26 protein-coding genes and 2 tRNA genes are annotated in these 23,011 nt (G+C 51.0%); 13 read left to right on the top strand and 15 right to left on the bottom strand.

Annotated elements, in window-relative coordinates:
* Window positions 1-132: 132 nt before the first annotated feature.
* From PHT49_02835 to PHT49_02805, 7 genes are all read right to left on the bottom strand, one after another.
* Entirely contained in the window at window positions 133-456 is a 324-nt protein-coding gene (locus PHT49_02835) for a nucleotidyltransferase domain-containing protein (protein MDD5450816.1), read from the bottom strand.
* Window positions 429-821, bottom strand: coding sequence for a HEPN domain-containing protein (locus PHT49_02830; protein ID MDD5450815.1), 393 nt, complete (start codon window positions 819-821; stop codon window positions 429-431). The genes PHT49_02835 and PHT49_02830 overlap by 28 nt, the downstream gene beginning before the upstream one ends.
* Before the next feature lie 139 nt (window positions 822-960).
* Window positions 961-2,202, bottom strand: coding sequence for an MFS transporter (locus tag PHT49_02825; GenBank protein ID MDD5450814.1), 1,242 nt, complete (start codon window positions 2,200-2,202; stop codon window positions 961-963).
* A 50-nt stretch (window positions 2,203-2,252) separates the two neighbouring features.
* Window positions 2,253-2,510 carry a zinc ribbon domain-containing protein gene (locus PHT49_02820; GenBank protein MDD5450813.1) on the bottom strand — a complete coding sequence of 86 codons (258 nt, stop codon included), beginning with the start codon at window positions 2,508-2,510 and terminating at the stop codon, window positions 2,253-2,255.
* Between the two features lie 5 nt (window positions 2,511-2,515).
* Window positions 2,516-3,049: a hypothetical protein gene (locus PHT49_02815; GenBank protein ID MDD5450812.1), complete on the bottom strand. Its 534-nt coding sequence runs from the start codon at window positions 3,047-3,049 to the stop codon at window positions 2,516-2,518.
* A 9-nt stretch (window positions 3,050-3,058) separates the two neighbouring features.
* Complete coding sequence (gene pheA, locus PHT49_02810) at window positions 3,059-4,243, bottom strand: prephenate dehydratase (GenBank protein MDD5450811.1); 1,185 nt, start codon at window positions 4,241-4,243, stop codon at window positions 3,059-3,061.
* A tRNA-Leu gene (locus PHT49_02805) sits at window positions 4,200-4,286 on the bottom strand. Before PHT49_02805 ends, pheA begins: the two co-directional genes overlap by 44 nt.
* A gap of 90 nt (window positions 4,287-4,376) precedes the next feature.
* Here PHT49_02805 and PHT49_02800 point away from each other — a divergent pair.
* Entirely contained in the window at window positions 4,377-5,315 is a 939-nt protein-coding gene (locus PHT49_02800) for a bifunctional riboflavin kinase/FAD synthetase (GenBank protein ID MDD5450810.1), read from the top strand.
* Window positions 5,316-5,576: 261 nt separating this feature from the next.
* On the opposite strand, the gene PHT49_02795 is transcribed toward PHT49_02800, so the two are convergent.
* From PHT49_02795 to PHT49_02775, 5 genes are all read right to left on the bottom strand, one after another.
* A complete protein-coding gene (locus PHT49_02795; protein ID MDD5450809.1) occupies window positions 5,577-6,062 on the bottom strand; it encodes a type I restriction enzyme HsdR N-terminal domain-containing protein in 486 nt (161 codons plus the stop codon).
* A 112-nt stretch (window positions 6,063-6,174) separates the two neighbouring features.
* The gene (locus PHT49_02790; GenBank protein ID MDD5450808.1) at window positions 6,175-6,453 is read right to left on the bottom strand and encodes a type II toxin-antitoxin system RelE/ParE family toxin; all 279 of its coding nucleotides are present in this window, start codon (window positions 6,451-6,453) and stop codon (window positions 6,175-6,177) included.
* 1 nt (window position 6,454) lies between these two features.
* Window positions 6,455-6,679, bottom strand: coding sequence for a ribbon-helix-helix protein, CopG family (locus PHT49_02785; GenBank protein MDD5450807.1), 225 nt, complete (start codon window positions 6,677-6,679; stop codon window positions 6,455-6,457).
* Between the two features lie 224 nt (window positions 6,680-6,903).
* Entirely contained in the window at window positions 6,904-7,899 is a 996-nt protein-coding gene (locus PHT49_02780; GenBank protein ID MDD5450806.1) for a methyltransferase, read from the bottom strand.
* A gap of 87 nt (window positions 7,900-7,986) precedes the next feature.
* Window positions 7,987-8,062 (bottom strand) — tRNA-Arg (locus PHT49_02775).
* A 606-nt stretch (window positions 8,063-8,668) separates the two neighbouring features.
* Between PHT49_02775 and PHT49_02770 the strand changes: the two genes are divergently transcribed.
* Together PHT49_02770 and PHT49_02765 are read left to right on the top strand one after the other, a co-directional pair.
* The gene (locus PHT49_02770) at window positions 8,669-9,007 is read left to right on the top strand and encodes a hypothetical protein (protein MDD5450805.1); all 339 of its coding nucleotides are present in this window, start codon (window positions 8,669-8,671) and stop codon (window positions 9,005-9,007) included.
* The gene (locus PHT49_02765; GenBank protein ID MDD5450804.1) at window positions 9,008-9,646 is read left to right on the top strand and encodes an endonuclease III domain-containing protein; all 639 of its coding nucleotides are present in this window, start codon (window positions 9,008-9,010) and stop codon (window positions 9,644-9,646) included.
* Here the strand turns inward: PHT49_02765 and PHT49_02760 are convergent.
* On the bottom strand, window positions 9,619-10,920 hold the full coding sequence (locus PHT49_02760) for an adenylosuccinate synthase (protein ID MDD5450803.1): 1,302 nt from the start codon (window positions 10,918-10,920) through the stop codon (window positions 9,619-9,621). The genes PHT49_02765 and PHT49_02760 overlap by 28 nt on opposite strands.
* A 181-nt stretch (window positions 10,921-11,101) precedes the next feature.
* On the opposite strand from PHT49_02760, the gene tolQ reads away from it, so the two are divergent.
* The 10 genes from tolQ to PHT49_02710 all read left to right on the top strand — a co-directional run bounded on the left by tolQ (window position 11,102) and on the right by PHT49_02710 (window position 22,071).
* Window positions 11,102-11,857, top strand: coding sequence for a protein TolQ (gene tolQ, locus PHT49_02755; GenBank protein ID MDD5450802.1), 756 nt, complete (start codon window positions 11,102-11,104; stop codon window positions 11,855-11,857).
* Window positions 11,858-11,861: 4 nt separating this feature from the next.
* Window positions 11,862-12,275, top strand: a complete 414-nt coding sequence (gene tolR / locus PHT49_02750; GenBank protein ID MDD5450801.1) for a protein TolR — start codon at window positions 11,862-11,864, stop codon at window positions 12,273-12,275.
* On the top strand, window positions 12,272-13,093 hold the full coding sequence (locus PHT49_02745) for a cell envelope integrity protein TolA (protein ID MDD5450800.1): 822 nt from the start codon (window positions 12,272-12,274) through the stop codon (window positions 13,091-13,093). The genes tolR and PHT49_02745 overlap by 4 nt, the downstream gene beginning before the upstream one ends.
* Before the next feature lie 5 nt (window positions 13,094-13,098).
* Window positions 13,099-14,406, top strand: coding sequence for a Tol-Pal system beta propeller repeat protein TolB (gene tolB / locus PHT49_02740; protein MDD5450799.1), 1,308 nt, complete (start codon window positions 13,099-13,101; stop codon window positions 14,404-14,406).
* A 15-nt stretch (window positions 14,407-14,421) separates the two neighbouring features.
* The gene (ybgF, locus tag PHT49_02735; protein ID MDD5450798.1) at window positions 14,422-15,345 is read left to right on the top strand and encodes a tol-pal system protein YbgF; all 924 of its coding nucleotides are present in this window, start codon (window positions 14,422-14,424) and stop codon (window positions 15,343-15,345) included.
* A gap of 38 nt (window positions 15,346-15,383) precedes the next feature.
* Window positions 15,384-16,472 carry a molecular chaperone DnaJ gene (gene dnaJ, locus PHT49_02730; protein MDD5450797.1) on the top strand — a complete coding sequence of 363 codons (1,089 nt, stop codon included), beginning with the start codon at window positions 15,384-15,386 and terminating at the stop codon, window positions 16,470-16,472.
* Between the two features lie 3 nt (window positions 16,473-16,475).
* Window positions 16,476-16,856 (top strand): chaperone modulator CbpM, encoded by a 381-nt coding sequence (locus PHT49_02725; protein ID MDD5450796.1) that lies wholly within the window; start codon window positions 16,476-16,478, stop codon window positions 16,854-16,856.
* Window positions 16,853-19,381 carry a DNA internalization-related competence protein ComEC/Rec2 gene (locus PHT49_02720; GenBank protein ID MDD5450795.1) on the top strand — a complete coding sequence of 843 codons (2,529 nt, stop codon included), beginning with the start codon at window positions 16,853-16,855 and terminating at the stop codon, window positions 19,379-19,381. The genes PHT49_02725 and PHT49_02720 overlap by 4 nt, the downstream gene beginning before the upstream one ends.
* A gap of 272 nt (window positions 19,382-19,653) precedes the next feature.
* Complete coding sequence (locus tag PHT49_02715) at window positions 19,654-20,574, top strand: hydrogenase small subunit (protein MDD5450794.1); 921 nt, start codon at window positions 19,654-19,656, stop codon at window positions 20,572-20,574.
* Between the two features lie 15 nt (window positions 20,575-20,589).
* Window positions 20,590-22,071 (top strand): nickel-dependent hydrogenase large subunit, encoded by a 1,482-nt coding sequence (locus PHT49_02710; protein MDD5450793.1) that lies wholly within the window; start codon window positions 20,590-20,592, stop codon window positions 22,069-22,071.
* A gap of 173 nt (window positions 22,072-22,244) precedes the next feature.
* On the opposite strand, the gene PHT49_02705 is transcribed toward PHT49_02710, so the two are convergent.
* Together PHT49_02705 and PHT49_02700 are read right to left on the bottom strand one after the other, a co-directional pair.
* The gene (locus PHT49_02705; protein MDD5450792.1) at window positions 22,245-22,661 is read right to left on the bottom strand and encodes a HigA family addiction module antitoxin; all 417 of its coding nucleotides are present in this window, start codon (window positions 22,659-22,661) and stop codon (window positions 22,245-22,247) included.
* Window positions 22,555-22,836: a type II toxin-antitoxin system RelE/ParE family toxin gene (locus PHT49_02700; GenBank protein MDD5450791.1), complete on the bottom strand. Its 282-nt coding sequence runs from the start codon at window positions 22,834-22,836 to the stop codon at window positions 22,555-22,557. The genes PHT49_02705 and PHT49_02700 overlap by 107 nt, the downstream gene beginning before the upstream one ends.
* Window positions 22,837-23,011: the final 175 nt, after the last annotated feature.

Below are 23,011 nucleotides of genomic sequence, written 5' to 3'. Positions count from 1 at the left end.
CGCGTTAACCGCCTGATTTTGCGTGGTGGATGCTGGCTTATTTCGTAAATCTTCTTCAAATTGTGTCTGTAATGCGAAAAGGTATAAGATCAGAAAAGGCCGGAACCCGGTCAGGTCGCCCCTCTGCGGATGTCAAACCACCCTCTCCCCGGTTCTTATCACTTCTGCGGCCAAAGGATTATCTTCGTTAAACTCATCCACCAGATACGGATGGGGTTCGATATTGAAATCTATCTCGCGGGCTATTTTCATAAGGAGAAACTTGAAATCAAAACTGTCCCCTATGAACTGCCTCGTCAGGAGAGCCACATCTATGTCACTCCATTCCGTGGCCATGCCTTTGGCATATGAACCGAACAGATAAGCAGCAAGGATATCAACGTCTCTTTTTCTCAGCTCTTCAACGTATCTTTCTATGGACTCGTATATCAATTTTTTATCTTTTCTCTTAGCCAAGCTGCCAACTCCTTTATTTTCTCGAGATTTTTCTCTGCAAACTCTCTTGTGCATTTTTTGTAAAAATCCCTTTTATAGTCTTCATATCGCGTCTCAATATTAAAAAGGGTAATATATTGCAAGGAGTCCTTCTGGGCTTCTGACAGGTCTAACCCGGCTTTAATGGCGAGCTTGTAAAGATCATGTGTTCTGGGGATTTCTCTTCCTACTGTTTTCACATAATATGCCTTTAATAGTTTCTCGATAACCAGGTGTCCGACGAATAACGCCCACATATATTCCCCGGCATTAAACATGGCTTGCATGGATCGATAATTGTCATCAGATGAATCAAGCCAGAATTGTGTGAGTTCTTTTTTGCTCACCGAAAGTTCCTTCGCTATTCAGTCATGAGAACAAAACATTATATAAAAAGCGTTTATATCCAACCCATGGTTCAGATGGTAAGGGAATGGCAGGGTAATGTCAAGAACGATCAGACAAATTAGTGTCATCTGTTAGTTCTTATCTGTTCCTGTATTTCTCACCTTGTTGTACCATCGGCAGTACCCATGGTAACAGAAAAAAAGCCGGGCAGGCCGCAAAAAAGGTCAGGAGAAAAAACGGGGCGTAACCGAGGCGCGCGGCGCCAAAACCGCTCAGCGCCCCGGCTATCACCCGGCTGAAGCCGAATATGGTGCTGAAAAAGGCGTAATGGGTGGCGCTGAATCTTTTATCGCAAAGCCTCATCAGGAAGGCCAGAAAGGCGGCAGTGCCCAGCCCGCCGGTAAAACTCTCCACCAGTGACGCCCCATAGACGGCAAACTTGCTGCCGGTGGCCAAGGCCGCATAGGCATAACCCAGGTTGGAAACAGCCTGTAATGCCCCGAGCGCCCAGATGGCCCGGCCGATCCCCCACAGGGTAGTCAGCCACCCGCCCATAATCGAACCAACTATGCTGGCGATAGGCGCTAACGTCCCGGAAATAAGGCCGATCTCTATCCGGGTGAACCCCCGGTCCACCCAGAAAGGGCTGATCATCGGCCCCATCATGGCGTCTCCGACCTTAAAGAGCAGGATAAAAAGCGCCAGAACGAAAAAATTCGGTCTGTTCAGGATGCCCCGTAAGGGCAATGTCCAGGAATCGATTATCCCTGCCTGCCCGGCCGGATGTGCCCTTTCACGTTCCTGATGACAACCGGGCCAGAAAAATACCAAGGCCGCTACCGCCGCCATAAGTATGAAAAGGCCGATAAACGCCCCATCCCAGCCGATAAAGGCGCTCACGGCCACGACACCGCCGCCGGAGAGGATAAGCGCAACACGATAGGCGCCGCTCCGGATACCATTGGCCACCCCCAGTTCCCCTTCTTCCAGGATGTCAATGGTATAGGCATCTATGGCTATGTCTTGCGTGGCCGCGGCCAGGGCCATAACCCCCATAACCGCCCACAGAAAAATGCCGGGTTGAGCGGGGTCAATCTGCCGGAGGGCCAGGACAGCGAGACCGATAGTCATCTGGGCGGGCACCATCCAGTAGTGTCTCTTTCCGAAACGATCCACCAGGGGGGCCCACAGGAGCTTCAGACTCCAGGCCAGGCCTACCAGGCTGAGCAATCCGATATTCTCCAGGCTCATTTGGTTGGAACGAAAATAGACCGAGAGGGCGTTATTGATAAGGCCGAAAGGGACGCCTTCGGCAAAATAAAGGAGGCTGATTACCGCCAGTTTACGGCCGGATAGGCCTATGATGTCTTGCAGCCGCATCTCAAATCCGAAATTGATCGGGGAGTAGAAAGGCAAACCCCGTTGCCTTTCTACTCCTTTGCCGGAGAGGGCTTGTCAGAGGAGGGCTTATCAGATGTATTTTCCTTGGGACTTGCATTGCCGGCATTATGCCCGGCATAGTCGGTTACATACCAGCCGCTTCCCTTTAAATGGAAAGAGCTGCAAGAGATCACCTTCTTTAGCCGGCCGGAGCAATGGGGGCAGACAGCCAGAGAGGCATCGGAAAGTTTCTGCCAGGCCTCGGTGACCTTACCACAGGATTGGCATTGATACTCGTAAATAGGCACTCTGTTCACACCTCCTTAACATCGTGTGCTATACAATGATGTTGATAACATTTTAAAACCGGTTCCAGCCCGGATATACGTACCTTTCGCAAAATATCAAACGTAATCTGGTGCACCCTCTTTTCTTCACCCGCCTTCTCTTCTCCCGAGGCATAAAAACTGTGCAGGAAACGCCTGAAACGGGCGATATGCACCAGTTCGTGGGTGACGACATAGAGGACTAAAGGGAAAAGGGCGACCGCTTTCTCCCTGTCCAGGGCATTGAGTATCTCATGATCGTGCAGACAGATCTTGTAATACTCATACCACCCTATCCCGGAAGGAGACCTGGAGGGGTCCTGCCGGTATCGCATCACCTGGGCGAAGACACCGGAAACTATCTCTTCCTCTGCCAGGTCCTTGCGTGTCCTGACATCATAAGGGGCCGCCTTCCAGTCCGTGGTAGAGAACTTAAAAAAATCACTGGCTATATCTTCAGCCAGGCTGACGGCCTCATCCACGACATGTAAATGGCTCTGACTAAAATAGACCGGTTTCATGCAATTATATTAATTACTAATCGATCCCCTGTCAATCTTTCCGGCGTCACGCCCTCTGGGATAAGAACCCAGCCATTTGAAATAAGAACATTCCCGGGCCATCTTTTCCATCGCCTTTTGTACCGGTTCGTCGCTATAGTGGCCCCCCAGGTCAACAAAGAAGAGATACTGCCATGGTTCTCCCTTCTTGGGACGGGACTCTATCTTACTCATATTTATATTGCGCTCAGATAATACACGTAAAATCTCCACGAGTGAGCCCGGCCGGTCCGACACGCCAAAGAGGACCGAGGTCTTATCCCGGCCTGACGGCGGCATACTCTGCCTGGAAAGGACCACAAAACGCGTGGTATTGCCCACATAGTCTTCAATCCGCCGGGCCGCTGTCTGCAGTTTGTACAGCCTGGCCGCTATATCCGGGGCGATGGCCGCCGCGTCACGATCTTCAGCCGCCTGTTGGGCCGCCGCCGCCGTGCTGGAAACCTCCTTAAGAGGGATCGACGGCATATTATCGCGCAACCACTGCCGGCATTGAGCCAACGGCTGGGGATGCGAATATATAACTTTTATATCGGCAATCTGTCCGGACTGGTTGACCAGATCAAGCTGAACCTCCTGATAGACCTCACCGCAGATCCTCAGGTCATACTTATACAGGGCATCCAATGTCAGGTTAACCGTGCCCTCGGTCGAATTTTCAATAGGCACGATACCATACTGGCACCTGTCTCTGGCCACTTCTGTAAAAACTTCTTCAATGGACATGGCGGGGTGGAAACGATGCTCTTTGCCGAAATACTTCAAGGCCGCCAGATAACTGAAAGTGCCCCGTGGCCCCAGATAAGCTACTGTTTCCTTTTGCTGAACGGAACGACAGGCAAAAAAGATCTCTTGAAAGATGGAAACCAGGCTCTTCTCCGGAAACGTGCCGTTATTAAGCCCGGTAACCCGCTCTAAAATATCCTGCTCGCGCTTCGAGTCATAGAAGTTGAGAGACTCTTTTAATTTTAAACGGCCTATTTGAAAGGCGAGCCTGGCCCTTTTACCGAGCAGATCGACAATCCTGGTGTCAAGCTTGTCGATTTCTGCCCTGATGTCCTCTATGGTCTTTTGCTTCTTGATAGGTCTTTCCCTGGCGGAGAATGAAAAATGGTGCCGAAGCGGGGACTCGAACCCCGACGGGCGTACACCCACTAGACCCTGAACCTAGCGCGTCTACCAGTTCCGCCACTTCGGCACCGGATTAATGATTGCCTTTTACACGTGCTTTATTTATATTTAAAAGCTCCTGTTGTCAAGTCTTATCGAGGCGAAGGCGAAAGCAAATATGGAAGCAATCAGGGGCATAGATAACATAAACCGCCGCTTTGTCCATCCGGCGGTCACCATCGGCAATTTCGACGGGGTTCATCTGGGGCATCAACTCCTCTTTAAGAAGGTAAAAGAGCAGGCCGAAGCCACGGGCGGGGAAAGCGTGGTAATCACCTTTGACCCGCATCCGGTTGCCGTACTCCGGCCACAGATCGGTTTAAAATTGATCTCCAAGTGCAGCAAGAAGCTGGAACTGATAGAAAAGGCCGGGGTGGACGTGCTTATATGCATCAAATTTACACGCGACTTTGCCGACACCACGGCCGAGGAGTTTGTAGATGATATTCTGTGGAAAAAGATAGGCGTAAAGAATCTCATGGTGGGATATGACTACTCCTTTGGCCGGAATCGCCAGGGTAATATCGAGTTCCTCAGGGAAAAAGGCAGGAAACTGGGTTTCTCGGTAACCGTGGTCGAACCCCTCTACGTCGATGATGTCATCGTAAGCAGCACCAAGGTACGTGAGTTAATTGTGGCCGGTGATATGGTGCAGGTACGGAGACTTCTCGGCCGGCCGTATCAGATGACCGGCAAGGTCCTGGTGGGCAAACGCAGGGGCGGGCCGGTACTTGGTTTTCCCACTGCCAATATCGAACTGGCTGAAGACGAACTATGCCCCAGGCTGGGTGTCTATGCCACCCAGGTCATCTATAAGGGCAAGGCCCATGACGGCGTGATGAACATCGGTTATAACCCTACCTTCGGCGATGAGCATATCTCGGCGGAGGTGCACGTCTTTGACTTTTCGGAAGACATCTACGGACAGGAAATAGAGGTAAACCTGATCGAACGCCTGCGGGATGAGAAAAAATTCGCCAACCCTGAGGAGCTTATCGCTCAGATCAAAAAAGACATACAAAAAGCCAACGAAATCTTAAAACAAGAAAAATCGTAACACATTAGGTGGTTAAAACCGTCCTACATTCAGAAAAGGCTATTAATCTGGAACTCACGAACTCATGAAAGAACAGAGCAACCAGAGGCCGAACTGTTGAAAATCAATTTCTCAAAAATACTTTCCTGATTTCCTGAGTTCCTGATTCAAACGTCTTCCTGAATTCTTTCAAGCCCTCTCCTTCCTGATTTCCTGATTTGATATGTTTCTTTGCACTTTTTATCATGCATTTTCAAAACGCTAAATTGTTACAACAATCTATTAATACTCACAAACTACCGGGCACTTGATGAGATCAGAGGCCAGGAGCACCCGTCTGGCCTGCTCCACTTTCTTTTCCGGGAGCGGCTTAAAATCTACCCTTTCCAGCCATTCCAGGGCCTGAGCCTTGGAAGGAATGGCCTCCAGCCCCTTGCCGATCACCTTTCCCGTAACCGTATCCAGCAGTTCACCTTCCTCTCCATTGGTCGCCACAGAAAACGGTATCTGATAGCTGTCCAGGAGCCGGGCCATAGATAATACCTCCATCTCCCGTGAGACTACAGAGCCGGGGGAACATTTGATGGCTATAAGCCTCTTATCCCGGAGACGAATCACAATGTCCAGGACCGACGCCACCCTTTTCTCTCCGATAACCACCTCCACGATCTGCCCCAATTCCAGGTCTTCCGGGGCGTAACCTTTATCCTCGCGCAGGAACCTCTCTACCTTCTCGCGGATGTTATGTCTGGTTTCTTCAGGAATCATACATTGTTATCCCGCAAGACTTGAGACCTGACAAGGCTTACCGCTACAATTATCCATGCCCTTCCCCTAAAAATCCACGGAAAACAGATTTCTCTCTCCCCCCTGAACGGCATCAGGGCGTCCTTTTTTCTATCTTTTTATAAACTTCTTTCCGGTGGATGATCCCGAATATCCGGATTTCGCTATTCACTACTTTAAAGACTACCCTGTAATCTCCTACCCTGAGTTTCCAGTAGCCTTTAAGAGTTTTTCTTAAAGGCTCCCCGTATTCATGGGGAGCAGTCATAAGGCGGGTTTCTATGGCGTTTTTAATGCGTTTTCTTAACCTTTCCTTCAGAGCGGGGATATAGATCTCTTTGACGTCAGGATGGTATCGGAGTTCAAAGAGCAACCTACCAGACCTCCTCGTGCTTCAGAGATTTCTCTTTTACAAAGGTCTCTTCCCTGGCTTGCGCAAAACGCGATAAAGCAATGTCTTCCTCGATTTCCAGGGCCTCCTTTATCAAATCACGCACCTTCATGGATAGCGAAACGCCGTCTCTCTTCGCCAGGCGTTCAATGTTATGATAAAGGGGCTTTTCGAGAGCGACGTTGATCCTTGGATTTTTTGTGGGCATAATTTTCGCCTCCGGTAAATAATGGTGTGCCACTTATACTACACTGATTAAACGCGTTTTTAAAGCAAAAAATGCGGCGATCTCTCAAGCGATTAAGGCTGACTCTCTTTGGAGCCATGTTTGTCATCGTGAAACAGAAAAGAAAGGAGTAAATATCGTTGGAGGCGTTTTCTTGCGCACAGCGGTTTTGGCGGGCACAGCCCACCCTACCTGGCTATACTTGTTCAAACTATCCCGGTAATAACCCCGGAATCGTTCGGGCCCTGGAAAGCAGTGCGCCGGATTTCCCTCACACCGGCCCCGGCCAACATATCCATGATCTGTTTTTCCGAATAAGACTGCCCCCGGGCCGTGCCCAGAAGCATGTTTAGAGAAAAAAGCGCCGGGAAAAGCGGCCCGTCCATAGTATTGTTTAAAATGAAATCGTGAATGATAATCATGCCGCCCGGCTCCAGGGCGGAAACAGCCTTCCGGATAGTCCGCCCCGCGTCTTCCGGCCCTTCCCCGTGGAGAATATGAGAAAGCCAGGCCACATCATAGACCCCTTCGACACCTTCTTCCAGGTAGTCGCCATTCATGAAGTCTATACGGTCGCTCAGGCCGAATCTTTCAATAGTCTTTTCTGCAAACGGTCTGGTAGTAGGGAGGTCATAAACCGTGGCCTTGAGCCGGGGATTGTTAAGGCAAAAATGGATGGCATAGGTCCCTGGCCCGCCGCCCAGATCGAGGAGGTGTCTGCGGCCGGAGAGATCTATCTCAGTGACCAGCCTGGGGGCCAGATGCATGGCCAAGTTGAACATGCCCATAAGGAAGCTCTCCCGCCATTCCTCATTACTGTAGGACGCCCTTTTTCGCACCGGCTTACCGGTCTTAACGGCCTGGTCCAACTGAGACCATGAATCCACCAGATGATGATGGTGCATAATCATGTGACCGATATACTCAGGAGAGGCCTTGGAGAGGAAAGACAGGCCGGCGGACGTGTTAGAATACTTATCATCTGCTCTTATCAGCAGATTCATGGCAACAAGGGCATTGAGGAGCATGGTTACCCCTCTTTCATCCCCGTTCAGCTTCCGGGCGACCTCCCCGCCGCTAAGCCGTTCAGCGCCTATCACGGTAAACACGCCGAGCTTGACCGCGGCATGAAGGGTACAGGTCTTCCAGTAACTTCCGGATACTTCCAGCAGCTTGCCCGGATTCCATTCCGGCCTGTCCATATCAGGACCCCCTCCTGTCTTTTGGTCTCTATCAACCAGCCAATTAAAAAGGGGCTTGCAAAATTATGCAAGCCCCTTTTCTCTCATTGGCGCGCCCAGCAGGAATCGAACCTGCGACCTACGGATTCGTAGTCCGTCGCTCTATCCGCTGAGCCATGGGCGCAAGTTATCGGGTGGGATGTATTCTTAACCTCTTTGCCCTTTTTTGTCAAAGACAAATTACCCCCGTTCCGGCAAACAGGTAGATATGGTTTCAGTTAGGGCCGCCTGTTTTTTTCTTATCGTATTGATCCTCAATACGGCATGACCGGCTCACTCAGGTCTTGATGCCGAACCTGGGTAGAATCCACTTATTCAAGGCAAACCAGACAAAGATTATCAACAGAACCGTCAAAAAGAATCTCATAATGTACCCCCGCAACTTTAATAAAATCTCCCCTGCCCCCTCTTTGCCAAAGAGGGGAAACAATGTTCCCTCCTTCTCACAAAAGAGGCTGGGGGTATTTAGTTTCCATCCGAAAACTCCGGTTTTCTGGATGAAGCGGTCAGCAGTCAGCTATCAGCTTAAGATGTTATTTGTCTTATTTTTTTGCTGACGGCTGAAAGCTGATCGCTGAGAGCTTTCATTCGGAAACGGTGGTTTCCAGATGAACATAATTTAGCATCTATTTTATTATAAAGCTACACTGATGGACAAAATCATAACCCATTTTATGGCATGTCATGAAAATCTTCCTCTCTGTCGATAAGTATAAAAGCGATCGGCCAAATGGAGATAAACAAAATGGACTGGGGATTTTTACAACCATTAAAAGAACTCTGGCCTCAGCAGTTGCCCGAATTTCTGGACAAAATTGACTGGCAGGCGCTATTCCATAATCCTTATTTTATCGGCCTGGCGGTCATTGTCCTGGCATATGCAGTGTACAAACGAATGTATAAATTTCTGGCCTTGGTCTTTTGCAGCGGCGCTTTCTACTATGCCTCACGTTATGTCGCAACCGGCGGCGAAGATGTTGTTCCTCTAAAAAATATTATTTCCTTTATCGGCCTGTCTATTGTTATAATAGCCGTCGCCGTCTATTTTTTCTTTATCCGCCCCGAATAAATGAACAAGAATCTTGATGATATCTTCCGAAGGATGTTCGCAGCCTTCGGCCCGCAGCACTGGTGGCCGGGCGAAAGCCCTTTTGAAGTGATGGTCGGCGCCGTTCTGACGCAAAACACCAATTGGGGAAATGTCGAGCGGGCCATAGGCCGTCTAAAGCAGGAAGGGATTCTCTCACCCCGGGCTATCTACGAAATCCCTCTATCGCTGTTATCTTCGTATATCCAGTCTGCCGGCTATTACAATATCAAGGCCGGACGTCTGAAAAACCTCATCTCTTTTTTTGTGGAGAAATACGAGGCGGACACAGAGAAGATGTTTGCAGAAGATATGGAGACCTTGAGACAAAAACTGCTGGCCATAAAAGGCATCGGCCCGGAAACGGCCGACAGCATACTCCTCTACGCCGGACACAAGCCCACGTTCGTGGTAGATGCCTACACCCAAAGGGTAATATCCCGCCATTTATTAATAGCGGAAGATGCCGATTATGAGGAGATTCGGGCCCTTTTTATGGATCGCCTCCCCCCCGACGCCGCCCTTTTCAACGAATTTCACGCCCTCTTTGTAAAACTGGGCAAGACTTACTGCAAAAAGAAGTCCCCTCTCTGTCAGGACTGCCCCCTGAATGGATTATGAAGCATGATCGTTTCATCCCGTCCGGGCCCCAAAGAGACGATCATAATCCTGGTCCCCGTCAGTTCTTCTATACGGCTCAGGTAACCTTTAGTGGCTTTAGGCAGATCTTCGAGACAGCGGATTCCTGTCAGTTCTTCCGGCCAACCCTTAAGCTCTTCATACACGGGATTAACGTTTTCCATAAGGTCGATGCGTGACGGACGGTGCCTTATGGGTTGCCCCTCGCTCAGGTAATGCGTGGCTATCTTCAGCGTGGGGATACCGGTCAGGACATCGAGTTTGGTAATAGCCAGGCCGCTCAGGCCGCTCAACCGGACAGAATCGGAGACCAGCACCGCATCCAGCCAACCGCATCGCCGCTTTCGCCCGGTAGTAGCCCCAAACTCCGCCCCCCTCTGTTGAATCCGGTCCCCTGTTGCATCCTCCAGCTCAGTAGGGAATGGGCCGCTTCCGACGCGGGTAGTATATGCCTTGCAGATGCCGATAACCGCATCGATGCGCGTCGGCCCGATGCCGGCGCCACAGCAGGCCCCGCCCGCTATGGTGTTGGAAGAAGTGACGAAGGGATACGTGCCGTGGTCAATATCCAGGTGCGCCCCCTGTGCCCCTTCAAAAAGGATATGTTTTTGGGCCTTTACCGCCTCGTCCAGGATAATGGAAACATTGGCCGCATAGGGGGCCAGCCTCCCGGCATAAGTCATATATTCATTATATATGTCCTCAATATCCATGGAGTTAAGGCCAAGGTACTTTTCCATATAAAAATTCTTCTCTCTCAGAACCTCCGAGAGCTTGGCCCGAAAGGTCGGGCCGTGCAGGATGTCCCCCACCTTGATCCCGCGCCGGGCGATCTTGTCTTCATAACAGGGGCCGATACCCCGGCCGGTCGTGCCTATCTTTTTGCCGCCGGTAAGGCCTTCCCGGCCCTGATCGATAGCCCGGTGATAAGGCATAATAAGATGAGCAGTTTCGCTGAGTAAAAGGCGTCCCGGCTTGATCGGGTGTCCTTTGGCATGCAAACTATCCAACTCGGCCAGGAGGACGGTCGGATCAATCACAACGCCGTTGCCGATAAGGCACTTTTTTTGGGGATGAAGAATCCCCGACGGGATCAGGTGAAAAATAAATTTCTCGTCTCCCACTACAATGGTATGGCCGGCATTATTACCCCCCTGAAAGCGCACAATAATATCCGCATATTCGGTAAGGAGATCGACGATCTTCCCCTTGCCTTCGTCTCCCCATTGTGTGCCGACAACAATTACATTAGCCATGCAAATCCCCCATATCCGGTCTGAAAGAGTGTTTAAAGCAAACCAGGTTAGGACTGTAATTTACAGAAGGGAAAATGTCAATTTGTAATTGTGGCTTGGTGAGCCGGAGGCGGTTGACTTTTTCATGACAGACGTTTAATATCCGTTAATACTTAATAATGCTTTTTAAAGGGGTTTCTCCATGCCTGATGGGAGTATCATCCAGATAATCCGCGATGCCGGCCTGATGGTAAAGTTTATTTTGTTGCTGCTGTGCGCCATGTCCGTTGTTACCTGGGCAATTGTCTATAAAAAATTTCTCCTCCTGCGCCACACCAGGCAGGAATCAAATATTTTTCTGGAAACGTTCTGGAAAAGCCGCACGCTGGCAGATGCCTATATTAATACCAAAAATCTTAAAAATTCGTCCATCGCCGAGGTCTTTCGTGTCGGATATGGGGAGTTACTGAAGTTTGGAAAGCCGGGCAGTGATCTCGAGGTAAAGAACCTGGAAATAAAAAAAATCAGCGCCGGGGGAAACATAGCCTGCATGGAAAACATAGAGCGCGCCCTTCATAAGGCTATTAGTAATGAAATAAGCAGACTCAGCAAGGTACTTTCTTTTCTGGCGACTACCGGCAGCACGGCCCCTTTTATCGGTCTGTTCGGCACGGTATGGGGGATTATGTCTGCCTTCCGCAGCATAGGATTGCGCGGCTCTGCCAATCTGGCCACCGTTGCCCCTGGAATCTCGGAAGCCCTGATTGCCACGGCCGCCGGCCTGGCCGCAGCCATACCGGCTGTTATAGCCTTTAACTATTACGTTAATATCATCCGTAAGATAGAATCGGATATGCAAAGTTTTGCCAATGACTTTTCAAATCTTGTAGAAAGGGAATACATACACCGCCCGGCGGGCAGGAGCGGAGCTGCCAAGGGTTCTAAAAAGGAGGATTAATGGTATGGAGCTAGGCGGTAACGACAAAAGACTCCTTTCAGAAATTAACGTAACCCCTTTTGTAGATGTAATGCTTGTACTCCTGATAATTTTTATGGTGACCGCGCCTATGATGATTCAGGGCATGGACGTGGAATTGCCAAAGACCACCGCGCGGGCTATAGACAATAAAGAGGAAAACATAGTTATAACCATCGATAGACATAAAGTTATCTTTGTTAATAATGCCCGGATACCACAGCCTCAAATTAAGAAGTACATGCAGCATCTTAAGGAGACGGCAACAGGCCGCGAGGTACTGCTCAGGGCCGACCGGTCTGTCCCCTATGGCCTCGTGGTGGAGATTATGGCCCAAATAAGGATGGCGGGCATTGAAAAACTGGGTATGGTGACAGAGCCTTTAGAAGAAAAAAAATGAATCCCTGGTCAATATGTGACGATAGAACCTCGCCGCGGGAATGGACTTACCCGCTGATCTTCTCTCTGGTTTTGCATCTCCTTATTTTCCTGCTGGCCGTGCTTCCTCTAACTCTTTTCCCGCGACGTTACCATCTGACGCCTGTTTACAGCGTACGCCTGGTTGGCGCTCCCTTGTCGGCCAGGTACCCCGTTCAGTCTGAATCCGTGAGCGCCAAGGATACAGGCGTTGAGGCTGCGGGGGAAAAGGTTGTCAATAAGAAGATATTGGCCAACGAGAAGTTATCGCGACAATATGAAGAAAAGATAAAGTCCCTGGCCTTAAAACGCGAAAGCGGGCAGAGAAAAGAGAGACAACGTGAAGAATATCTTAAAACCGCCCTGGACAGGTTAAGAAAGCAGGCCGGACAGCAGGGCTCTCCGGGCATAAAAAAAGCGCTGGCCGGTATTCGGGAAAAGATCGGCCGGGAGGGCGGAGCAATTGAGGCGCGGACGCCGGTCGCCAGTGGCAGTGGACAGGCCGGGGCATCCATTTTGAATATATACCTGGGGCTGGTTTGGGATAAAATAAGCAGCAACTGGGTGATTCCGCCAAATCTGTTAAGATATAAAAATCTGGAGACGATCGTCGTGGTGCGTATTTATAAGAACGGGGGCATCGGAAGCGTCTGGCTGGAAAAGAGTTCCGGGGATACCTACCTGGATAATTCTGCTATTCGTGCGGTGCACCTCTCCGGCCCGTTTTCACCTTTACCGCCGGAGATAGGAGAATCGGTTCTGGAGATAGGCATCCGGTTTCGTCCAAGTGATCGGGGATAATCTGCATGGCACATAAACTTAAATATCTTATAGCCCTTATGCTCGCCGGATGGTTATTGGCCGCGGGCCATGCCTGCGCGAGGGTTTACATAGACATCACATCGGGTCAAACCCGGAAAATCTCTATCGCAGTCCCTTATTTTCGTCCGCCGGCCGGGGCGACGGGCAGCCTGGAGGCAGGTAAAAAATTCTCTGATACCCTTACTCATGCCCTTGTCTTTCACGGCATCTTTACCGCCATTGATCCGGACATTTACGGCGGCAGTGATACCTCAGATTGGAGCGCCCTGGGAGCGGAGTTTGTTATTAAAGGCAACTTCAAAAGCGCCGGCGACCGCCTGGCGCTTGAAATGGTGCTGATCGATGTGGCGGAAGGCAAAATAGCCGTTGGTCGCCGCTACGAAGGGGAAATGATAAATTATCGGGCCATGCTCCATCGCTTCTGTGATCTGGTTATTCAGGTACTGACCGGCGAACCCGGCGTAAGCCAGTCTAAAATAGCCTTTGTATGGGCCAGGGACGGCCATAAAGAAATATATGTGGCCGACTTTGATGGAGAGAACGCGCGCCGCATTACCTCGGAACATTCTATCGTCCTTTCTCCGAAGTTTTCTCCTGATGGGGAGGAGATAGTTTACACCTCTTACCGGGAGGGAAGGCCGATCCTTTACATCAAAAATATCTATACCGGAAAAAGCCGGAGGCTGGCAAGTTTCAAGGGGATCAATGTCTCTCCGGCATGGTCTCCGGACGGCAAGTTCCTGGCGGTTGCGCTGACAAAGGACGGAAGCAATTCGCAACTTTATCTTATCGATCGTCAAGGCAGTATTATCCGGCGTCTGACCAATAACTGGGGAATAAACGTCTCCCCCACCTGGTCACCGGATGGTAAACAATTGGCCTATGTCTCCGATTCCTCAGGCGCGCCACAGATATACATCCTTGACCTGCAAAGCATGCATGCGCGCCGCTTGACCTTTGCCGGGGCTTATAATACGGCTCCGGACTGGTCACCCCGCGGTGATTGCATAGTTTACAACGGCATGAAAGGCCGGGATTTTGACATCTATACCATTGATGTCCAAAACGGCAGTGTGACACAATTGACCAATGACGCCGGGAGTAACGAATGTCCCTTCTGGTCGCCGGACAGCCGGCAGATAGTCTTCAGCTCCACCCGGTCCGGGCAGCCGCAGCTTTTTGTCATGTTTTCCGACGGCAGCGGCCAGCGCAGGATTATAAACAGCGCGCGCCCGGGCGCATCTGCGCTCGGCGCGCAGACACAACCTTGCTGGTCACGCCGGCTTAACTGAAAGGGGTACAACATTATGAAACGGTTCGCTTTTGTCTTTACGGGTATGATTATGCTCCTGAGCGCCTGCGCCGTGCAGGAAGATGTCCTCATATTAAATGACAAGATCAATGTCTTGAGCAGGCAGACAGGCGAAGTCTATAAAGAGATCAGCAGCCTGCAAGAGCAGGTTTCCAAGATGAAGGAAGGGCTGAGAAGCATGGACACAGTCAAGTCTGTGGAAGTTATAAGCAAGAAACAGGCCGATATGGGGATACAGCTTGAGGATATCAAGATGGAGATGATGCGCCTGCAGGACAAGATGGAGCGGCAGGAAAATCGCTGGCAGGAGTTAACAGGCCGGAGCGAGGCGGAAGATAAGGTCTTGGCCGAAAAGATGCAAAAACTCTCTGACCAGATAAACAGTCTTCAGGCCAGGATAGGCGTTCTGGAGAAAAATGTTTCACATGAGGATAAGTCTGCCGGTAAAGAGGTAAAAAGCGATACACCGGTCGCAGATGCGCCCGGGCGCGCAGTGACCGGGCAGGCGGTTACCATAGAAAAGACAAAGATAAAAGCCCGGAAATCGGCAAAGGAAGATTATGATGAGGCCTACAAGCTTTATAAAGAAAATGCGTACAGACAGGCTATAGAGAAATTCAGGACTTTTTTAAAGGAATACCCTGATTCTGAATTGGCCGGCAATGCCGGGTACTGGCTTGGAGAATGTTATTACCAGCAGGAGCGCTACGAAGAGGCTATCCTGGAATATGAAAAGGTCGTCCGTGAACATAAAGGGACTAAGGTTCCCGCCGCCCTACTGAAACAAGGGCTGGCCTTTCATCATCTCGGGGACACAAAAACGGCCAGGTTCCTCATGGAAAAATTGCTCGAAGAATATCCCAAGAGTGAACAGGCCGAGGCAGCGCGCGCCAATCTCAAGAAGTGGGGTAAGAAGTAAGGTAACTATTCCTGGCGGCTGAACAAGGCCCATAACCCATGATCCAAAAAGACCTGTACGACATCCTGGGGGTGAAACCCGAGGCCACGGATGAAGAGATCAAAAAGGCCTACCGCAAGCTGGCGCGCAAGCACCACCCGGATGTCAACCCCGGTGATAAAGAGGCAGAGGCAAAATTTAAAGAAATCAGCGAGGCCTACGATATCCTCAGCCGGCCGGAAAAAAAGGCCGAATATGACCGCCTGAGAAGCGCTGCTTCTTCCTATAGCTATACCTATCCGGGCGGAGAGAGGGTATTTGATTTCGGCCGGTTTACCTCGGAGTCCGGAGGGGGTTTCAGTTCTATCTTTGAAAATCTCTTTGGAGAAAAGGCTTCTTATCGCCCCCAACCAATGCGGGGGGATGATCTTTATACTGTTCTGGAAGTGGGATTCCGCGACGCAGTTTTTGGGACAAAAACCCAGGTTAGCCTGGCTCAAGAGGAGCCATGCAAGAAATGCGCAGGGAACGGCATTGATCCCTATAGCGGCGAGACATGTCCTGATTGCAAAGGGAGCGGGCAAAAAGCGAGCCGGAAAGGAGCGGTGCATGTAGTTACGACCTGCGGCCGTTGCGGCGGCAGGGGGCGTATCGGCACAAAGGGTTGCCCGGTTTGTCATGGGATGGGCATGGTGAGGACAGAGAAGCGCTTTGACGTGCACATACCTCAAGGAGTGGATAACGGCTCCAGGATCAGGCTGGCTGGTAAGGGATATCCCGGATATAATGGCGGCCCGCCAGGCGATCTTTACATCGAAATCAAGGTTAGACCCGATCCTGTATTCCGCCGTGAAGGGAATAATATCCAGGTTAAGACTACGGTTGATCTTTTCACGGCTGTCCTCGGAGGAAAGGTCTCTGTGGATACACTCTATGGGCGGGTAGAGATGACCGTGCCGCCCGGGACGCAAAACGGGCAGAGATTTCGGCTCAAAGGAAAGGGCGCGCCTCCGCTCAAAGGAGGGGCACGGGGGGATCAATTTGTCGAGATCGAGGTGGCTATCCCCCGCCGCCTGGATAGCCGTTCGGAGACCCTGTTCCGCGAGCTTAAAGAGAACATGGCGGTCAAAAAAGGGGACGGTAAATAAGAAATGCGCATTTATACTATAACCGAGGTAGCGAGACGGCTGGGGATTCGCACCCGCACCATACGTCTTTATGTGTGCGAAGGGCTCCTGCAGCCCGGGAAGGAGTCCGGCCGTTTCGTTTTTACAGAGAAAGATATGGAAGAATTGGCCAGGATTGTGCGCCTGCGTCAGGACCTGGATGTAAATACGGCCGGGATTGAGGTAATTCTTGATATGCGAAGAAAGATCCTCGCCCTTCAAAAACAGATAGAACACCTGACCGAAGGAATAGAAAAGGAGATACAGTCCAGACTTAAGGACTACTTAGCAGGATCCGCTAAACTACCTGCCCGGCCGTTTAGAAAAGATATAACCAAGATCACAGTGCAAGAAGAAAGTGATTGAACAGACTACTCCCCATCCTGCTCACCGCCTTTGTCACCGGTCTGGTCTTAAACCATCATCTGCCGTTTAAGGGTGGAATAAACTTTGCTCTGGGGGCCGTTTCCGCCCTTGTGGCCATCCTGTTTTATTCGAGTTATCTCGCCCCGGATAAGAGACCGGGAAAGGCATCCGCCGCAGGCCGGACATCTTCGAGCGGCCTCTTACTGTCCTGGTTGCTTTTTGTGTGTCTGGGTTATCTCCATGCCGGGGCCTTTTCACCGGAGCAAAATACGCCCCGGGACCTTTTGTCCCTGGCTGACGGGCGTAGTGTACGTCTGGCCGGCGTCCTGGAAAAAATGCCGGTCTTTTTACCGGACAGAACAGAATTGTTGATCAGGGCCGAACAATATCTTGGCCGGGAAGAAATACGGTCCGTAACCGGCCGCATTCTCGTGCGTCTAAAGGATAGACCGCCGGCCCGGCTTGCTTGCGGCGATCGAGTCTTATGGATGGGCAGTCTGCGCCCGGTAATTAACTTTAAGAATCCAGGGGGGTTTGACTTTGAGAAGCACATGGCCCTCAAAGATGTTTATGTTACCGGTTGGGTCTCTGACCCGCATCTTCTGACGGTTATTGGCAAGAGCGGCCCTTTCGAAGATACGCCTTGGCGTGCCTTCTCCGGCCTCATTGAAGGCGCCCGTTTGCATATCCAGAGCTTTCTGGATAACCATGCCACCCCGTTAGCGGCCTCCCTATACAAGGCCCTTCTCATCGGCGAGAGGGGCGGTATCCCCAAACCCGTACAGGAGGCGTTTACCCGTGCCGGGGTGACCCACATTCTGGCCATTTCCGGCCTGCACATGGGCATGGTGGCCGGGGTTACCTATGCCCTTGGCATGTGGCTGATAAAACTTTTCCCTTACCTGCTCCTGAGATTTCCGGCCTTCAAAATAGCCGCCTTGTTTTCTATCCCCATAGTCCTGTTTTATGGGGCCATGGCCGGCCTGTCTCCCCCTTCTACCCGGGCCATGGTCATGGTATCTGTGTTTCTGGCCGCTGTCCTACTGGGCCGGCAGTGGGATATTTACAATAACCTGGCCATAGCCATGTGGGCCATCCTGCTTTTTTCGCCCGCGGCGCTTTATGCCCCCTCCTTTCAGCTATCGTTTATCGCCGTATTCTCCATAGTCTTCTTCTACCCCCGCCGGCAGGATTGGCTTGACAGAAAAAGGGAGAACCCTTTGGCCAGGCTGCGTCCGCGGCCTTCCCCGTTTGTGGATAAGCTATGGGGCCTGTTTTTGATATCGGCCATCGCTACCCTGGGTACGGCGCCGATCGTGGTCTATCACTTTCACCGGCTGTCTATTGTCGGCCTCTTATCCAACGTTATTGTGGTCCCCCTGGTAGGTATGCTGGCATTGCCTCTGGGACTTGTTTCCGTTGCTTTGTCACCCCTCTCCCTGAAACTGGCGGACATATTTCTGCAGGCAGGGTCTCTGAGCCTTACTGCAATGGTGAAGGTTATTGATTTTTTTGCGGCCTGTCCGTTTTCTTCTCTATGGGTAACACCGCCCTGCCTGTTTGAAATACTCCTTTTTTATGCGGGGGTCCTGTTCATTACTATGGCCTCCCGCCGCAAGGCATTCAGATGGTGCGGCCTGACCTGTCTATCCATAATTCTCGTGGTAAAAATGGTCGGCGCTTATCAGCAAAACCATTCTGATATGCTCAGGACCACCTTTCTGGATGTCGGTCAGGGGAATGCCGCGCTCGTGCAATTCCCCGGTGGAAAGAACATGATTATCGATGGAGGCGGGACCCTGAGCGGCCAGTTTGACATCGGCGAGCGGGTGATAGCGCCTTTTTTGAGGACGAAGGGGGTTTGGACTATAGACTACCTGGTGCTTACCCACCCTCATCCTGATCACATAGGCGGCCTTATCTTCTTGCTGGATAACTTTAAGGTCAAAGAGGTCTGGGCGAATGGAGACCGGGTAGAGACAGAGGCCTTTGTCCGCTGGCAACAAGCGGTCTCGCATAAAGGCATCCCTCACCGGGAATTTAAGATGGACAGCCACTACCCTTTTAATATCAATGGCGTTATGGTCGATGTCTATGGCCCGCCAAGGCACATCTGCGACCCGTCCGGAGATATGGCCACGACGGGCGGACAGGACGTCCTTCTTAACCGCCGTTCTCTGGTCCTCAGAATCAGTTATGGCCGCAGACACCTTCTTTTTCCCGGTGATATCGACGCATGCAGGGAGAATGAGCTGTCGCAAGAGGGTTATGCCCTTAAATCCGATGTCCTTCTTGCCCCCCATCACGGCAGCAATACATCAAATACGCCGGAGTTTATCCGGGCCGTGGCCCCCGATGCGGTCGTTTTCTCTGTGGGGCAGTTCAATCGCTTCTCTTTTCCCCACCCTGACGTAGTAGGAAGGTATATGGATAGGAGCTGCTCCATTTATCGGACAGACCGGGACGGGGCGATCACCTGCCTCACGGATGGCCATAATCTTCAAATCGAACCCTTCTCACGCTAAGGAACCTTTCTTATTAAAGTCCCGCCCCACTTTCCCGATAAGAAAGTTAAGGGGATTTATGAAATAAGTCAGCCTACTTTAAATGGGCATAGCAATTGTGACTCAGGGGAAATGAAACAGGATTTGGTAAGAGATACAGGAAGATACAGGCCCAGCAAAATTTTTTTGGGTATGCTTGTGAACTTGTGCACACGCATAATTACCCCAGAGGCGTCTATATATCCTTATCTTTGCGCCTTTGGGGTGAACAAACACGAAAGGAGGAGATGTGAATGAAAATTACAAGGCGTAATTTTTTAAAGGTATGCGGTGGTACCGCAGCAGCATGTGGGCTTTCCAGTTTGGGTATCCCGAATGTGGTGCAGGCCCTGGAGAAGGCCCTGGCAGGTAATCCTCCGGTGATATGGCTTCAGGGATCAGGTTGTACCGGCTGCTCTGTCTCCCTCCTTAATTCCGTAGAACCGGATATTGCCGCCGTCCTGCTCAAGATAATCAGTCTGAAATTTCATTCTACGGTAATGGCTGCCCAAGGCGAACTGGCCATGGATAAGATGTATAAAGTGGCGGAGGATTATGCCGGAAAGTTTTATCTGGTAGTGGAGGGTTCTATACCCACCAAGGAAGACGGACGGTTCTGTATGGTTGGCGAATGTCAAGGACATGAGATTACTATGTTAGATGCTACCATTGATATGGGTAAAAAGGCCGCGGCAACCCTGGCCTTTGGCACCTGCGCCTCTTTTGGCGGTATCCCGGCGGCCAAGCCCAATCCCACCGGAGCAAGACCGGTTACCGCTATCTTCAAGGAAAACGGGATAAAAACGCCGGTGGTTAATGTCCCTGGTTGTCCGCCGCATCCGGATTGGATGGTGGGAACTATTGCTTATGCACTGACCAAAGGCATCCCGCCCCTGGATGAATACAGACGCCCATTGCTGTTCTTCGGCAGTACTATCCATGATAACTGCCCCTATCTTAAGTATTACGAAGAGGGAAAGTTTGCCAGGTCCTATGGCGAAGAAGGTTGTCGCCTGAAGCTCGGCTGTAAGGGACCGGAGACCTACGCCGATTGCTGGCAGCGTCAGTGGAATAACAAGGTCAACTGGTGTGTGCGGAACGCCATCTGTATCGGCTGCGTACAGCCGAATTTCTGGGATGAGATGGCCCCGCTCTATGAACAGACCACAGGCTGAAGGGAGGGATAAGACATGGCTAAAAAGATAGTAATTGACCCGGTAACGCGGATTGAGGGCCACTTAAAAATAGAGGTCGAGGTCAAGGACGGAAAGGTAGTCGATGCCCACAGCACCGGCGCCCTCTTCCGGGGATTTGAGATAATCTTGAAAGACAGAGACCCGCGGGATGCCTCTCAGATCACACAGCGCATATGCGGCGTCTGCCCTACTTCTCATGCCAGCGCCTCGGTCAGGACCCTGGATTCTGCCTTTAAGGTGAAACCCCCAAAGAACGGCCGGGTGTTGCGCAATATTATTCTTGGCTCTGACTATGCATGGGATCATGTCCTTCATTTTTATCATCTGGCCGCCCTCGATTATGTCAAGGGGCCGGGAACCGAACCTTTTGTCCCCCGTTATGACGGGGATTACCGGCTCGATGAAAAAACAAACCAGGTGGCGGTTAATCAGTATCTTGAGGCCCTTAAGATAAAGGCCCTCGGCCATGAACTGACCGCCATGTGGGGTGGTAAAGGACCCATCGTCCAGGGCATGGTCGTGGGTGGAGCCACGGCTATCCCCACCAGGGAAGAGATCTCCGGGTACAAGGAACGGGCCAAAAAGGTTATAGATTTTATTGCCAATACTTATCTGCCCACGGTCTATCTGATAGGCGGGGCGTATAAAGATCTCTTTAACGTTGGCACGGGTTGCAAAAACTTCCTGTCGTATGGGGTCTTTCCCTTAGACGACAAGGAAAACGCCTTTCTCTTAAAGCGTGGCGTCTATACCAATGGTAAGGATTACCCGTTAGACGTAAAAAAAATCAAGGAGTTCGTGTCCCATTCCTGGTATGACGATCGCACCACCGGGAAGAACCCTGCGGAAGGAGAAACCGTACCACTACCCGGCAAAAAGGGCGCTTACTCCTATATCAAGGCGGCCCGGTATAAGGGACTTCCGCATGAGGTCGGGCCGCTGGCCAGGATGTGGATAACCAATCCGGTACTGAGCAAACAGGCCAATAGGTTCCTCGGCATTGATGAAGCAAAGGATGTGCGTATGCGGGATCTTGGTGAAAAGGCCTTTTCCATCATGGGGCGGCACGTGGCCCGGGCCGAAGAATGCTATCTGGTGGCCAAGGCCCTTGGGCAGTGGCTGGATGAATTGACTCCGGGCGAGTCAGGTGTTATCATGAAACCCGTTCCCAAGTCCGGTCAGGGATTTGGTCTAAGTGAAGCTCCCAGGGGATCGGTTGGCCACTGGATCAAGATTAAAAATAGCAAGATAGCCCAATATCAGGTGATTGCGCCTACTACCTGGAATGCCTCGCCCCGTGACGATAAAGGACAGAGGGGGCCGATTGAAGAAGCCCTTATCGGGACTCCGGTGCCGGATCCGGAGAATCCGTTTAATGTGGTGCGGGTCATACGTTCTTTTGACCCGTGACTGGGTTGTGCCGTGCACGTGTTGCACGTCGATACCAATAAGGCTTACGAGATCAGGGTCAGCTAATACCCTGCTCGCTTGCGGGCATAGGAATGGCTGCCGGCGGCAGATAGAATCGCCGGCAGCCATTTTTTTATGTAAGGTAAATTATGCCTGATATGGATATGTAGCTATGGGTTACGATTAATCGAATAAGGTTTTGTTACTTTTTTACCAGCGTTATTCTTCATTCCGGGAAATTAGGCATGCGCGAGGGCATGTATACCAGCAAGGCGCTTACCGATACTCGCCTTCGCGATTTTTAAATCGTAAGACGCCTGAAGATTGAGCCAGTATTGCGGCGTCTGGTTAAAGGCACGACCGAACAACAATGCCAGTTCCGCCGTCACCGGACGATCGCCCTTGATTACATGCGAAATCCGCATCGGCGATACCCCGATAGTGCGAGCGAACTCGGCCTGAGATATACCCATCTCTCCCAAGATTTCTGCCAGGAATTCTCCCGGATGAATTGCAGGCAAACCATTCTTAACCATATCTGTATCTCCTTTAGTGATAATCAACGATTTCAACGTCGTAAGCGTCACCATTTTCAAAGCGGAAACATACGCGCCACTGGTCGTTAATGCGAATGCTCCATTGACCGGCGCGATCATGAACCAACGCTTCCAGTCTGTTGGAAGGCGGGTTTCGCAAATCGTCGAGGCGCACGGCTCCATCCAACTGTGTCAAGCGCATCGCTGCACGCTTCAGTATGTCCCGCGGCAAGCGGCGCGATTTTCCGGTGGCAAAGAAGCGTTCCGTTTCGGAAGAAGCAAATGACTGAATCACAAATTAATTATAAACAATTTGTTTATTGATGTCAAGTGGCGCTTTTTGTGGTGAATTCAAGTTGCAAGTGCACCACTTAAGATAACTAGAAGACATGACAGGGTTTCTGGTAGTGTAGGAAGCACGACCAACCTTACACCCAGAAGGAGCCTGTCATGTCCTACACACATCTTAC

This window comes from Desulfovibrionales bacterium (assembly GCA_028715605.1).
Taxonomy (GTDB): domain Bacteria; phylum Desulfobacterota; class QYQD01; order QYQD01; family QYQD01; genus QYQD01.
The sequence above is the reverse complement of the archived record's forward strand: the minus strand, read 5'-3'. Positions and strand labels throughout refer to the sequence as shown.